The organism is Pseudomonas sp. NFACC43, assembly GCF_900119645.1.
In the GTDB taxonomy this organism is placed as follows: domain Bacteria; phylum Pseudomonadota; class Gammaproteobacteria; order Pseudomonadales; family Pseudomonadaceae; genus Aquipseudomonas.
This window is the reverse complement of sequence record NZ_FPKK01000001.1, coordinates 336,152-348,971: the sequence shown is the minus strand read 5'-3', so window position 1 is coordinate 348,971 and position 12,820 is coordinate 336,152. Positions and strand designations below refer to the sequence as shown.

The 12,820-nt window shown below is 61.5% G+C and carries 15 protein-coding genes; 11 read left to right on the top strand and 4 right to left on the bottom strand.

Going from position 1 to position 12,820, the window contains the following annotated elements; translation table 11 throughout:
• Window positions 1–17: 17 nt before the first annotated feature.
• Entirely contained in the window at window positions 18–1,364 is a 1,347-nt protein-coding gene (locus BT179_RS01465; RefSeq protein WP_072394239.1) for an MFS transporter, read from the bottom strand.
• Window positions 1,365–1,690: 326 nt separating this feature from the next.
• Here BT179_RS01465 and BT179_RS01460 point away from each other — a divergent pair, with 326 nt between their 5' ends.
• The gene (locus tag BT179_RS01460; RefSeq protein ID WP_072394242.1) at window positions 1,691–2,401 is read left to right on the top strand and encodes a FadR/GntR family transcriptional regulator; all 711 of its coding nucleotides are present in this window, start codon (window positions 1,691–1,693) and stop codon (window positions 2,399–2,401) included.
• Between the two features lie 245 nt (window positions 2,402–2,646).
• Here BT179_RS01460 and BT179_RS01455 read toward each other — a convergent pair whose 3' ends face one another.
• The 3 genes from BT179_RS01455 to BT179_RS01445 are packed head-to-tail and all read right to left on the bottom strand — an operon-like array spanning window position 2,647 to window position 5,239.
• Entirely contained in the window at window positions 2,647–3,828 is a 1,182-nt protein-coding gene (locus BT179_RS01455) for an acetyl-CoA C-acetyltransferase (RefSeq protein WP_072430428.1), read from the bottom strand.
• 11 nt (window positions 3,829–3,839) lie between these two features.
• The gene (locus BT179_RS01450) at window positions 3,840–4,505 is read right to left on the bottom strand and encodes a CoA transferase subunit B (protein WP_072394248.1); all 666 of its coding nucleotides are present in this window, start codon (window positions 4,503–4,505) and stop codon (window positions 3,840–3,842) included.
• Window positions 4,506–4,540: 35 nt separating this feature from the next.
• Window positions 4,541–5,239: a CoA transferase subunit A gene (locus tag BT179_RS01445; RefSeq protein WP_072394251.1), complete on the bottom strand. Its 699-nt coding sequence runs from the start codon at window positions 5,237–5,239 to the stop codon at window positions 4,541–4,543.
• 157 nt (window positions 5,240–5,396) lie between these two features.
• On the opposite strand from BT179_RS01445, the gene BT179_RS01440 reads away from it, so the two are divergent.
• The 10 genes from BT179_RS01440 (at window position 5,397) to BT179_RS01395 (ending at window position 12,788) form a co-directional block, all read left to right on the top strand.
• Complete coding sequence (locus BT179_RS01440; RefSeq protein ID WP_072394254.1) at window positions 5,397–6,302, top strand: LysR family transcriptional regulator; 906 nt, start codon at window positions 5,397–5,399, stop codon at window positions 6,300–6,302.
• A 150-nt stretch (window positions 6,303–6,452) separates the two neighbouring features.
• A complete protein-coding gene (locus tag BT179_RS01435) occupies window positions 6,453–6,962 on the top strand; it encodes a ferritin-like domain-containing protein (RefSeq protein ID WP_072394257.1) in 510 nt (169 codons plus the stop codon).
• Window positions 6,963–7,021: 59 nt separating this feature from the next.
• Window positions 7,022–7,291: a hypothetical protein gene (locus tag BT179_RS01430; RefSeq protein WP_072394262.1), complete on the top strand. Its 270-nt coding sequence runs from the start codon at window positions 7,022–7,024 to the stop codon at window positions 7,289–7,291.
• Between the two features lie 38 nt (window positions 7,292–7,329).
• Window positions 7,330–7,590, top strand: a complete 261-nt coding sequence (locus BT179_RS01425) for a metallothionein (protein WP_371128574.1) — start codon at window positions 7,330–7,332, stop codon at window positions 7,588–7,590.
• 609 nt (window positions 7,591–8,199) lie between these two features.
• Entirely contained in the window at window positions 8,200–8,577 is a 378-nt protein-coding gene (locus tag BT179_RS01420; RefSeq protein WP_072394265.1) for a con-10 family general stress protein, read from the top strand.
• A 254-nt stretch (window positions 8,578–8,831) separates the two neighbouring features.
• A complete protein-coding gene (locus tag BT179_RS01415; protein ID WP_072430429.1) occupies window positions 8,832–9,713 on the top strand; it encodes a manganese catalase family protein in 882 nt (293 codons plus the stop codon).
• 110 nt (window positions 9,714–9,823) lie between these two features.
• Window positions 9,824–10,753: a ZIP family metal transporter gene (locus tag BT179_RS01410; RefSeq protein WP_072394272.1), complete on the top strand. Its 930-nt coding sequence runs from the start codon at window positions 9,824–9,826 to the stop codon at window positions 10,751–10,753.
• Window positions 10,754–11,002: 249 nt separating this feature from the next.
• Window positions 11,003–11,575 carry a hypothetical protein gene (locus BT179_RS01405; RefSeq protein ID WP_072430430.1) on the top strand — a complete coding sequence of 191 codons (573 nt, stop codon included), beginning with the start codon at window positions 11,003–11,005 and terminating at the stop codon, window positions 11,573–11,575.
• Window positions 11,572–12,003 carry a phage holin family protein gene (locus BT179_RS01400; RefSeq protein ID WP_072394275.1) on the top strand — a complete coding sequence of 144 codons (432 nt, stop codon included), beginning with the start codon at window positions 11,572–11,574 and terminating at the stop codon, window positions 12,001–12,003. The genes BT179_RS01405 and BT179_RS01400 overlap by 4 nt, the downstream gene beginning before the upstream one ends.
• Window positions 12,000–12,788, top strand: coding sequence for a DUF3618 domain-containing protein (locus BT179_RS01395; RefSeq protein ID WP_072430431.1), 789 nt, complete (start codon window positions 12,000–12,002; stop codon window positions 12,786–12,788). The genes BT179_RS01400 and BT179_RS01395 overlap by 4 nt, the downstream gene beginning before the upstream one ends.
• Window positions 12,789–12,820: the final 32 nt, after the last annotated feature.

The following is a 12,820-nucleotide window of genomic DNA, read 5'->3' as shown; positions in this document are numbered from 1 at the left end:
CTTGAACGAATCGGATATCAAACGTGGCTGGCGGCGGGATTGGCCGGCGTCGTGGCGGATTTCGGCTTGGGCGTGTTGCGCGCGGCGAACACGATGATCGCGGCGATGATGGATGTGGCCGCCAGGCCATAGAGGCCACCCTGGATGGAGCCGGTGTGCTGCTCCAGCAGGCCGAAGGTGGTCGGTGCGACGAACCCGCCAAGGTTGCCCACCGAGTTGATCAGGGCGATGACCCCGGCGGCGATCCGGGCGTCCAGGTAGGCCTGGGGAATCGGCCAGAACAGCGAGGACGCGGATTTGAAGCCCAGGGCCGCGAAGCAGATGGCGACGAAGGCGAAGATCGGTCCGCCCGTGGTGGACATGAACATCCCGGCCGCCGCGATCAACAGGGCCGCCGCGACCCAGGCCTGCTGGAATTTCCACTTGGCCGACAGCGAGGCGAAGGCGTACATGCCGACGATCGACAGCAGCCATGGGATCGAGTTGAACATGCCGACCTGCAGGTCGCTGAGCTCACCCATCTTCTTGATGATGCTCGGCAACCAGAACGTCGCGGCATAGATCGTCAACTGGATGAAGAAATAGATCAGGCAGAACAGGATGATCTGGCGATCCTTGAGCAACTGGCCGATGGACAGCTTGACCGGCGTAGCGGCTTCACGGGCCCGTTGTTCGTCATCAATGACTTTTACCAGCGCGTCCTGTTCATCGCGTTGCAGCCACTTGGCATCGTGGGGCTTGGAGTCCAGCCAGAACCAGACGAAGACGCACAGGCAGACGGAGAACATCCCTTCGATGAAGTACATCCACTGCCAGCCGTGCATGCCCAGGCCGTTGATCTGCAGCAACAGCCCCGACAGCGGGCCGGAGATCAGCGAGGCAATGGCCGAGCCGCTGAGGAAAATGGCGATGGCCTTGCCGCGTTCGACACCTGGCAACCAGCGAGTGAAGTAATAGATCACCCCGGGAAAGAAGCCGGCTTCGGCCACGCCCAGCAGAAAGCGCAGGATGTAGAAGTGGGTTTCGTTCTGGATGAACGCCATGGCCGATGCCACCAGGCCCCAGGTGAGCATGATGCGAGTCAGCCAGATCCGGGCGCCGATTCGTTGCAGCAGGATGTTGGAGGGGACTTCGAACAGCGCATAGCCGATGAAGAACAGACCGGCACCGAAGCCGTAGGCGGCCGCGCCGATGCCCAGGTCGTGTTCCATGTGGGCACGCACGAAGCCGATGTTCACGCGGTCGATGTAGTTGACGATAAACATGAGGACGAACAGCGGCAGGATGTGACGCTTGACCTTGGATATGGCCGAGAGCAGCACAGGGTCCGCGCCGGCATTCGCCTTGGGGCTGGAGGTGTTCACTGGTTTTTTCTCCCACTGATTATTTTTATGCGGGGCATCGAGCAGGTGTCGATGTTGATAGACATCATACAACTTGATTTTTTTGAGTGACAAGCGCTTTTTAATCACGAATGCGCGGGTTGCATGGCTGCCTTATGCCGTATTTATTGGTTGATAGGAGGCTGTTTCGGTTTTTGTCGGCGGATGAGCAGCGGAATATCGTTTAAAGGTTCTCAGGGTTTTAAGGTAAGAATTGAATGTTGTCATACAAGTTGAGCAATCAAAGTGCTCACGCTCTGGCCCGCTGATGATAGGATCGCCTAGCCTGTTTTCGAGGATCCCTGGCGATGCAAGACACCGAAGTCCCGCTGCGCAAGCGCACCCACAACCTGGCCCATGACCTGGTGGCGAAACTCAGCCAGAGCATCCTGCTGGGCCAGTTAAAACCGGGCCAGAAGCTGCCATCGGAAGGCGCCATCGTGCAGGAGCATGGCGTCAGTCGTACGGTGGTGCGCGAAGCGATTTCCAAGCTGCAGGCCTCGGGACTGGTGGAGACCCGTCATGGCATCGGTACCTTCGTGCTGGAGCAGACCGCAGAACCGGGCTTGCGGCTCAATGTCGATACCGCGGCGGGCGTGAGGGGAATCCTCGAACTGCGCCTGGGCCTGGAGACCCAGGCGGCGGCACTGGCTGCCCAGCGTCGCGATGAGCGGCAGTTGCAGCAGATGCGCCAGGCCCTGGATGACTACCAGCGGCTGCTGAGCAACAACGACAGTTGCGTGGAAGCCGACCGGCGTTTTCATCTGCTCATTGCCGAAGCCACGCAAAACACCTGTTTCGTCGAAGTCATGCAGCACCTGGGCAGCGCGATGATCCCCAGGACCCGGGTGAATGTGGCCGAACGGGGCCAGGCCGACCTGGGAAAACTGGCGCAAGTGGCCAATCTGGAGCATGAAGCGATCTTCAACGCCATCAAGCGCCAGGACCCCGATGCCGCCCGCGCCGCCATGTGGCTGCACCTGACCAACAGCCGCGATCGCTTTGGCGCGGGCTCCTGACAAAGGGTTTTCTGCAAAAGCAGTTCGGCAATCTCCCCCGGTCAGGCGAGCATCTCGCCACAATAGACCGGTCTGTCAGGTACACCGAAATTTACGACATGAAGGGCCAGCAGAGTCTGATCCAGGCGGTCGTGGCAAAAGCGCCAGGTAAAAAAAACGGCGCAACCGAGGTCGCGCCGGTGGTGGAGCCAGTGACCAGGCGGATGTTCGTGGGTCCGCGCAGCCACTGTTGAACGCGTCGTCGGTCAGCCTCGTTCCAGCGCCAGGGCCACGCCCTGGCCGCCGCCGATGCACAGGGTTGCAAGGCCTTTGCTGGCATCGCGCTTGATCATCTCGTGCAGCAGCGACACCAGCACCCGGCAGCCCGAAGCGCCGATGGGGTGACCCAGGGCAATGGCGCCGCCGTTGACGTTGACCTTGTCCATATCCCACCTCAGCTCCCTGGCCACGGCCAGCGATTGGGCAGCGAAGGCTTCGTTGGCTTCGATCAGGTCCAGTTGGTCCAGCGACCAACCGGCCTTCTCCAGGCAGCGACGGGTTGCCGACACCGGACCGATGCCCATGATGGCCGGGTCGACGCCGGCGTTGGCGTAGGCGCTGATTTTCGCCAGCACTGGCAAGCCCAGCGCCTTGGCCTTTTGCGCGCTCATCAGCACGACGGCCGCCGCGCCGTCATTGAGGGACGACGCATTGCCGGCGGTTACGCTGCCGTCCTTCTTGAAGGCCGGCTTGAGCTTGGCCAGGGACTCGGCGGTGGTACCGGCGCGCGGTTGTTCATCCGTGGCGAATGCCACGGGATCGCCCTTGCGCTGGGGAATCAGGATTGGCGTGATCTCATCGGCGAAGCGACCGCCTTCGATGGCGGCAACGGCCTTCTGCTGGGACGAGGCGGCAAAGGCATCCTGTTCCTCGCGGCTGATGCCGTACTTGTCCACCAGGTTCTCGGCGGTGATGCCCATGTGGTAGTCATTGAACGCATCCCACAGGCCATCGGTGATCATGCTGTCGATCATCTGCGCGTGGCCCATGCGCAGGCCGGTGCGGGCGGCCGGCAGGACGTAGGGGGCCAGGCTCATGTTCTCCATGCCGCCGGCGATGATGACCTCGGCGTCGCCGCAGCGGATCGCCTGGGCGCCCAGGTGCAACGCCTTGAGGCCCGAGCCGCAGACCTTGTTCAGGGTCAGCGCCGGCACCGCATGGGGCAAGCCGGCGAGGATCGACGCCTGGCGGGCCGGGTTCTGCCCGGAGCCTGCAGTCAGTACCTGGCCGAGAATCACTTCATCGACCTGTTCGCCGGACAAGCCGGTCTGTTCCAGCAGGCGACGAATCACCGCTGCACCGAGCTCCGGCGCGGGAATGGAGGCCAGCGAACCCTGGAAACTGCCGATGGCGGTACGGGTGGCGGCGACAATCACGACTTCTTGCATAAAATCTCTCCTCACGGTGCAGCGAACTGCATTTCAGGGACGTGGTCCGGCACGATCAGCTTGCCGGCAGTCTTGGCGACGATTTCCTCGACGCTGACGCCCGGGGCACGTTCTTTCAGGATGAAGGCACCGTCCTGGATTTCCAGGTAGGCCAGGTCCGTCAGCACTCGCTTGATGCAACCGGCACCGGTGAGCGGCAGGCTGCAACGGGGCAGCAGTTTCGATTCGCCGTCCTTGGACGCATGGGTCATGGTCACGATGATGTTCTCGGCGCCGGCTACCAGGTCCATCGCACCGCCCATGCCCTTGACCAGCTTGCCGGGAATCATCCAGGACGCGATATTGCCCTCGACGTCTACTTCGAATGCGCCGAGCACGGTCAGGTCGATGTGTCCGCCGCGGATCATGGCGAACGATTCGGCCGAAGAAAAGATCGACGCACCGATGCGCGCGGTGACGGTCTGCTTGCCGGCGTTGATCATGTCGGCATCGACTTCGTCTTCGGTGGGGAAGGCCCCCATGCCGAGCAAGCCGTTCTCGGACTGCAGCATGACTTCCATGCCTTCGGGAATGTAGTTGGCGACCAGGGTGGGAATGCCGATACCCAGGTTCACGTAGTAGCCGTCCTGCATTTCGCGGGCGACGCGTTGAGCCATTTGTTCGCGGGAAAGTGCCATGGTGTTATTCCTTCATTCGGGCCGGGGGCAGGGGATCACTTGCGTACGGTGCGCTGTTCGATGCGCTTTTCGAACGTGCCGCAAATGAGCCGGTCGACGTAGATGCCAGGGGTATGGATCTGCGTCGGGTCCAGCTCGCCGGGTTCGACGATTTCCTCGACTTCCACCACGGTGATTCTGCCCGCCGTGGCGGCCAGCGGATTGAAGTTCTGGGCGGTGTGACGGTAGACCACGTTGCCGAAATGGTCGGCTTTCCAGCCTTTGACGATGGCGAAGTCCCCCGTGATGGATTCTTCCATCAAGTATTGCCGGCCGTGGAATTCACGGGTTTCCTTGCCTTCGGCCACCGGAGTGCCGACACCGGTGGCGGTGAAGAACGCCGGGATGCCCGCGCCACCGGCGCGCATCTTTTCGGCGAGGGTGCCTTGGGGAGTGAGCTGGACTTCGATTTCACCACTGAGCAACTGCTGTTCGAAGAGGGCGTTTTCACCCACGTAGGACGCGATCACCTTGCGAATCTGCCGGTCTTCCAGCAGCACGCCGAGGCCGAAACCGTCGACGCCGCAGTTGTTGGACACCACGGTGAGATCGCGAATGCCCTTGCGCTTGATCTCGGCGATCAGGTTTTCCGGAATGCCGCACAAACCGAAGCCGCCGGCGATCACGGTCATGCCGTCCTTCAAGCCTTCCAGCGCTTCCTCATAGGAGCTCACGCGTTTGTCGAAACCAGCCATAGACACCTCTTTTATTCTTGATGGGGTCGCAATGGAATGCAGTGTTGCGCCAAGTCATATATTTGTTAAGTTGATTTTTGAGTTAGATTGATTGGTAAAACTCAATAATTGTCTTGCGGCTTGAAACCAGTCGCTTGCCGCTGGGAGCATCACGACCATGACCCTCAAGCAGATCCGTGCCTTCCTCGCCGTCGCCCAGAGCCTGAGCTTTGCCGTGGCCTGCGAACGGCTGCACCTGTCCCAGTCGGCCCTGAGCCTAACCATCAAGGCACTGGAGGACGGCCTGGGTGGACGCCTGTTCAGCCGCAACACCCGTAATGTGGCGCTGACCCCCGAGGGCGAATCCCTCTTGCCGCTGGCCCGCAGGCTGGTTGCCGACTGGGATAACGCCGAGGATGAAATGCGCCAGCGCTTCACCTTGCAGCGGGGGCGCGTGACGTTGGCTGCGATGCCCTCGTTCGCCGGGAACCTGTTGCCACCGATCCTCAAGACCTTCCGCGTCCGCTATCCGAATGTCAACGTTACGGTCAACGATGTGATCAACGAACAAGTGCTGGAAATGGTGCGTGATCGCCATGTGGAGCTGGGCGTCGCCTTCGAGCCGGCGCAGGGTTCCTCCCTGGCGTTCACGCCGCTGTACCTGGACCGGTTCGTCGCGGTGGTGCCGCTGGATTCGCCCCTGGCCGATTGCCGGGAAATCCAGTGGCGAACCTTGCTGGAGCAACCGTTCATCACCTTGCAGCGGCCCTCCACCGTGCGGGTGATGCTGGAGGAGCACCTGCAGGCCCGGGGCATGAAGTTGCCGGTGGAATTCGAAAGTCATCAGTTGGCGACGGTGGGTCGAATGGTCGCCAGCGGCCTGGGGGTCAGCGCGGTGCCGGCGCTGTGCGTCAGGCAGATGCATGAGCTGGGGGCTCGGTGCATCACGCTTCGCGATCCCGTGGTGGAGCGGGCCATCGGTGTGTTGACCAAGCCGGGGCATGAATTGTCGGCTGCGGCTCAGGCGCTGTTCGACACCCTCAAGGATCAGCACCTCTGGGAACGAGGCCTGCGCCCAGACTGAACGCGGGCCTTTGCCGCTGCCATTGCCTTTCGTCGCCCCGGATCCTGGTTTCTTCAAACTTTCGACGTGTCTGGAACCTCCATTTTCATGAAGGGTATTTCAGAACTGTCGCGCTGCCATGCAGCAGCGACCACGGGTAAGGAGAAAAAAATGGCAACGCCCAAAGACAACCTGCTGGATTGGCTCAACGACGCTCATGCCATGGAGCAGCAAGCGGAAAAAATGCTCAAGGCCCAGGCCGAGCGCCTGGAGCATTACCCCGTCCTCAAGGCCCGGATCGAAGAACACCTGCAGGAAACCCTCGGCCAGCAGAAACTGGTCGAACAGTGCATCCAGCGCCTGGGCGGCAGCACGTCGATGCTCAAGGACATGGCCGGCAAGCTCATGGCTTTCGGCCAGGCGGTGGGCGGCATGACGATGAGCGATGAGGTGGTCAAGGGCGCCATGAGCGGCTATGTCTTCGAAAACCTGGAGATCGCCTCCTACACCGTGCTGATCGAGGCGGCGAAAGCGGCCGGCGATGTCGAAACCCAGCGCGCCTGCGAACAGATCCTGCCCCAGGAAATTGCCATGGCCGATTGGCTGCGCGATCACCTGCCGGAGATCACCCAGGCGTTCCTCGAACGTTCGGCGAACCCCAATACCGAAGCCAAGCGCTGAGCGTCAAGGAAAGCGGCCGGCCTGTCCGGCCGCTTCCGGATGCCGGCAAGAGGAGGCGTATGAAGCAGACCACGGGTGAAGTTCGAGCCATCAATCGCCAGAGCGCAATGGCCGGTGTCTACGTGCCACAGGAGGACGGTCACACCGTGCTGGAACTGCGTTCGGCCAATGACATCGACATCGGCGACGTTATCGAGTGGGACAGCGGCGAGGCCCTGGGCACTCAGTCCTACCGCAATCGCACCAAGGGCTGGAGCGCCGAGGTGTACGTGGTCAAGCACGGTGTCGCGGCCGCCAACCTTGAGGTTCAGTTGCTGGTGGGATCCTGAAACGTCGTCGAACAACGACCCGCAACGTAGCCAGGAGAATGAGCATGAGCGAATCGAAGATGAAATGCGGCTGTCCTGATTGCCAGTGCGAGGTGGATCCGCAACGGATGTTCAACCACGACGGCGAGGCCTATTGCAGCCAGGCTTGCGCAGAGCAGCACCCCAACGGCGAGCCGTGTCCGGCCCCCGATTGTCACTGCGAGCGTAGCGGCAAGGTGGAGGAGCGGGACATCACCAACCGACAATTGGACGACGCCCTGGAGGAAACCTTTCCGGCCAGCGACCCGATTTCTCCCTGAGCACCGAGTTTTCAGGCTCTGTACGAAAAGTCTTGAGCTGACCCCAGGCAAGGCGAAACAGCCGAGCAAGTGCAGTTACTGGAGTACCTCATCAGTATCAAGGCTTTTGGTAAAGAGCCTAATCCGGGCACCGGCGACAGGGTGCCCGGACACCGCAAGCCGGTCAGTGCGGTGGTGCAGAATAACACCGGCAGCCCGCGAGTTTTGGCTTCCTGGAACGGCGCGTGGCCGGGACGACGAGACCGGTGCAGTAGGGTGCCGGCGTCGCCCGACCTTTGGCAGACAGCGTGGAAAGACACGCACTGTTTTTTAGCTGCGAAGACAAGGCGAACTCGTACCGAACTTGTTCTGTTGCATATGTACATGTGACTAACGTTTCGCATGGGTGCGCTTCTTCGTGAATGGTATGACGCTTGTTTTAATTTGATTAATCGTTAGAGGAGGGTTCGATAGCGTTTTTTCAAGTGCTGCGGAGCCAAATTAAATGAACTCATGACTATTTACCGTTCGTCGTCGTCTGATGAACTTCATTTAAACCTTGGCGCCGGCAGATTTTCCGAATAGGACGAGCCAACTGGTTCGCTAACAGCAACTAACGAGGTGAATGAAATGGCTAATACAGGTAATAACAACCCTGGCAATTTCGCTAACGATCGTGAGAAGGCATCGCAAGCCGGGAAAAAAGGCGGACAGGCGTCGGGTGGCAACTTCGCCAACGATCCGGAACGTGCAGCCGAGGCCGGACGCAAAGGTGGCCAGGCATCGGGCGGCAATTTCGCCAATGACCCCGAGCGCGCCGCAGAGGCCGGCCGTAAAGGCGGCCAGGCATCGGGTGGCAATTTTGCCAACGATCCCGAGCGCGCTTCGCAAGCCGGCCGCAAAGGTGGCCAGGCTTCGGGTGGCAACTTTGCCAATGACCGGGAGAAAGCCTCCGAGGCCGGCAGGAAAGGTGGCGAAAACAGCCATGGCGGCGGTCGTGATTCCTGAGATCGCCAGACTTCAGGCCCCAGCCGCCTGGTTGGGGTCCGTGCCGGTTTCGATATAAGAACATCCATATAGTACCGGTTGGGTAATGTTTCATCGGTTCTGAGGGGCGGCGACTTGTGCAGTTCTCCATAAGTTGCCGTTCATTTTGTTTGTTGAATAAAAAGCACAGCACCAGTTCTTAATTACTTTTGGCATTGGCGCGCCGGCGATTGCGGTGTGCTCACGGCCCTGTGTTCTGATCGAGGAGTTCAATCATGTTTATGCATAACAAACGACTGCAGTACACCGTGCGTGTCGCCGAGCCTAATCCAGGTCTCGCCAATCTGCTGCTCGAACAGTTTGGGGGACCCCAGGGTGAACTGGCGGCAGCGTCGCGTTACTTCACTCAGGCCTTGGCCGAGGATGACCCGGGGCGCAAGGACCTGCTGATGGATATCGCCACTGAAGAGCTCAGCCACCTGGAGGTGATCGGTTCGATCATCGTGATGCTGAACAAGGGCGCCAAAGGCAAGGTGGCCGAAGGCGTGGACGAGGCGGGCCAGCTCTATCGCGACATCAACGGCGCTGGCAACGATTCCCATGTCACCAGCCTGCTCTACGGTGCCGGTGCGCCGTTGATCAACTCCGCCGGCGTGCCCTGGACTGCTGCCTACGTCGACACCATCGGCGAGCCCACCGCGGACATGCGCTCCAATATCGCCGCCGAGGCCCGGGCGAAAATCGTCTATGAACGGCTGATGAACATCACTGACGATCCGGGGGTTAAAGAAGCCCTGGGGTTCCTGATGACACGGGAAATCGCCCATCAGTTGTCGTTCGAGAAGGCACTGCACGCCATCCAGCCCAACTTCCCGCAAGGCAAGTTGCCGGGCATGCCGGAGTTCGCCAACGTCTACTTCAATATGTCCCAGGGCGAGCCGACCGTACGTGGCCCATGGAACCAGGGCGATGACTGGGAGTTCGTCGAAAGCCCGACGCCAGCGGTGGATGGCGGCGATGGCATGGCCAGTGTCCAGTTGAGCGAAGAAGACGAGGCGCGGTTGATGGACATGAAGGCACGGACGATGTCCAACCCTGAAAGCGACCCCACCACAGGCGCGGACTTGGGTTCAGGGATGCAAGGTGACAAACTGTAGGCCTGACGGGGCGGGGAAGCCTGGCTTGCCCGCCCGAACCTTCCATTGCAACGTTCCTGCCGCCTATGGCACGAACGATCGGGCTGGCTAAGCCTGTAAGGATACTTTCGATGGACCAGTCCACCTCCCGGATCCGATCGCCCTGGCGCACCTGGCTGGACCCGCTGCAAAACAACCCGCTGCTGGGCGCGAGCTTCTGGCTCGGTTTGATCGTGGTCGCCGCGTTGTTGCTGTACAGCGGCTATAACGCGCTGGTGGGGGCCGACCGTCATCACCTGGGCTACGCGGTGCTGGGGGGGACCTCCGGATTCGTCGCCACGGCACTGGGTGCGATGATGGCGGTGGTGCTGCGCGATATCTCCTCGCGCACCCAGGACATCATGCTGGGGTTCGCGGCAGGCATGATGCTGGCCGCCAGTTCGTTCTCGCTGATTTTGCCCGGCATCGAGGCCGCAGAGGTCATTTGCGGTAATCAACTGCTCGCTGCGTTTGTCGTCGTGCTCGGCCTGGGCCTGGGCGTTGCCCTGATGATCGGGCTCGACCGTTTCGTGCCCCATGAGCATGAATTGAGCGGTCGGCGCGGACCGCAAGCCGAACGCATCAATCGCGTCTGGTTGTTCGTGCTTGCGATTACCTTGCACAACTTGCCGGAGGGCATGGCCATCGGCGTCAGCTTTGCCGATGGGGATTTCAAGGTAGGCCTGCCGCTCACCACTGCCATTGCCATCCAGGACATCCCCGAGGGACTTGCCATTGCCATGGCCCTGCGGGTCACCGGCATCAGCACCCTGCGAGCGGCGTTGATCGCGGTGGGCTCGGGGTTGATGGAGCCATTGGGTGCGGTGATCGGCCTGGGCATGTCCTCGGGCGTGGCCGTGGCCTATCCCATCAGCCTGGGCCTGGCGGCCGGGGCGATGATTTTCGTGGTGTCCCACGAAGTGATTCCCGAAACCCACCGCAACGGCCATGAAACCCCGGCGACCCTGGGCTTGATGATGGGGTTCGCGGTGATGATGTTCCTCGATACGGCGTTGGGTTGAACGGCTCGGAAAACACCTGATCGCTGGAAAATGACGGGAACGAATCGGGCCTGGCGGATGCGCCAGCGCCCGTTTTTTTTTGCCTGCGCTCTGCCTGGATCCACGGGGGATACCGCATGGCGCGCGACATCGAAACTCGTTGGAACTACCCCCCGCGACACTTCGTCATCTGTTCTGAGAGACCCATGGCCGGGCGATCACCGCGGTGGCTGCCCGTAATTGTTTTCATCACGGAGGCGATGGACAGACATGACTAATGCGGACAACCACTCCGAGCGACAACAGGGCCCTTCGGGCCAGGCACGACCCAACCCCATCAAGGATGAGTTGAACGAAACCATTGGCAGCGCCCGTGAACAGGCCGATGCGCATTTCGGCCATTACCGCGATACGGCGGCGGACCAGATCGATGCATTGGCGCGGGGCGCCAAGTCGGCGATGTCCGAGCTGGAAGCCAACGACACCTTAGGCCTGTCTCACTACCTGGCGGACATGGCGGATTCGATGACCGGCCTGGCCGGCAAACTGCGCCACATGAGCGCCGAACAATTGCTGCACGAAGGATCCCGTCTGGCGCGGGACAACCCGGGCCTGTTCCTGGCCGGCAGCGTGGCGGTGGGCTTCGGGCTGTCGCGGTTCCTCAAGGCTGGCAGCTCACCGGTCGCCGCGGACATCGACGACCCGGCCGCCGGCCATTCCACCCTACCATCCGGCGGCTTCACCGCACACGAGCCCTTCGAGCCTGGCGTCGATCCCATCGGCCCAGGCGCCGGCACCGGCTCGCTTTCGGATTCGGCCAGCACCCGAGGAGAACTGCAATGAATCGACCTGACCCGGATTTTCAACGTTCCGCAGGCGCCCCTGCCACCGATACCGATGCGTCGGTCATGGGGTTGCTCAAGCAACTGACCCACGAGGTCCCGTCGCTGTTCACCAAGGAGCTGGCCTTGGCCAAGGCTGAGTTCCAGGCCAGCCTCAATACCCTCAAGGCCGGCATTGCCGCTGTGGCCGGCGGGGCTATTGTGCTGCTGGCCGGTTTCATCGTCCTGCTGATGGCGGTGGTTTATGGCCTGAGCACGGTCATGGCGCCGTGGCTGGCGGCACTGATCGTGGGCGTCGTGGTCATGGTCGTCGGTTTCGTGATGGTGCAATCGGGCAAGAAGCAATTCGAACCGTCCCACTTCAAGCCGGACCGTACCCTCGAGGCATTGAATAAAGACCAGGACGCCCTGCGGAGGAAAGTCTCATGAAGGATGAATTCAAAACCGAATCCGAGAAGAGTCCGCAAGCCCTCGAGCGCGAGATCGACGAGCAACGGGCCCATATCAGCCAGATCGTCGACGCGCTGGGCAGCAAGTTCACTCCGGGGCAAATGCTCGACCAGGCCTTGACCCTGGTGAAGGGCAATGGCTCGGAGTTCTTCGGCAACCTCGGCACCACGGTACGTAACAATCCGGTGCCCACCGTACTGACCACGCTCGGATTGTGCTGGCTGATGCTTGGCCAGAACCATCCGCCTCGGGTGGGTTACCGGGTCGGGCCGGACCAGGACTGCGCGGGCTGGAGTGAAGGGCTCGTCGGTGCGCGGGAGCATCTGCACGACACCACCGATTCCCTGCGCGAGGGATTCCATCATCTCAAGGACAAGGCCTCGCACCTGGCCGACGATCTCGGGACCAATGCCCGCCAGGCGCGACGCAGCGTCCATGCGACCGGAGAACGCCTGGCCCATGGCACGCAGGACCTGGGGGAACAGTTCAACCGGCTGCTCAAGGAACAGCCCCTGATGATGGCTGCGGCGGGAGTCGCCCTGGGTGCCATGCTCGGTGCCGCGTTGCCCGCCACCTCCACGGAGCAGCGAGTGATGGGCAAGACCAGCGCCAACCTCGCCGACAAGGCCAGGCAGACCGCGCGGCAGGGCTATGAGACGGTGCGCGATACGGTGAGCAAGACCACCGAGCATCACCAGGAAACACCTCCCAGGACTCAGGCACCTTCCGCGACGGACTTGTCCGGCGGGTTGGGCACTTCATAGCCCAGCACGCCGGGACGGCGCAGGTTCTGCGG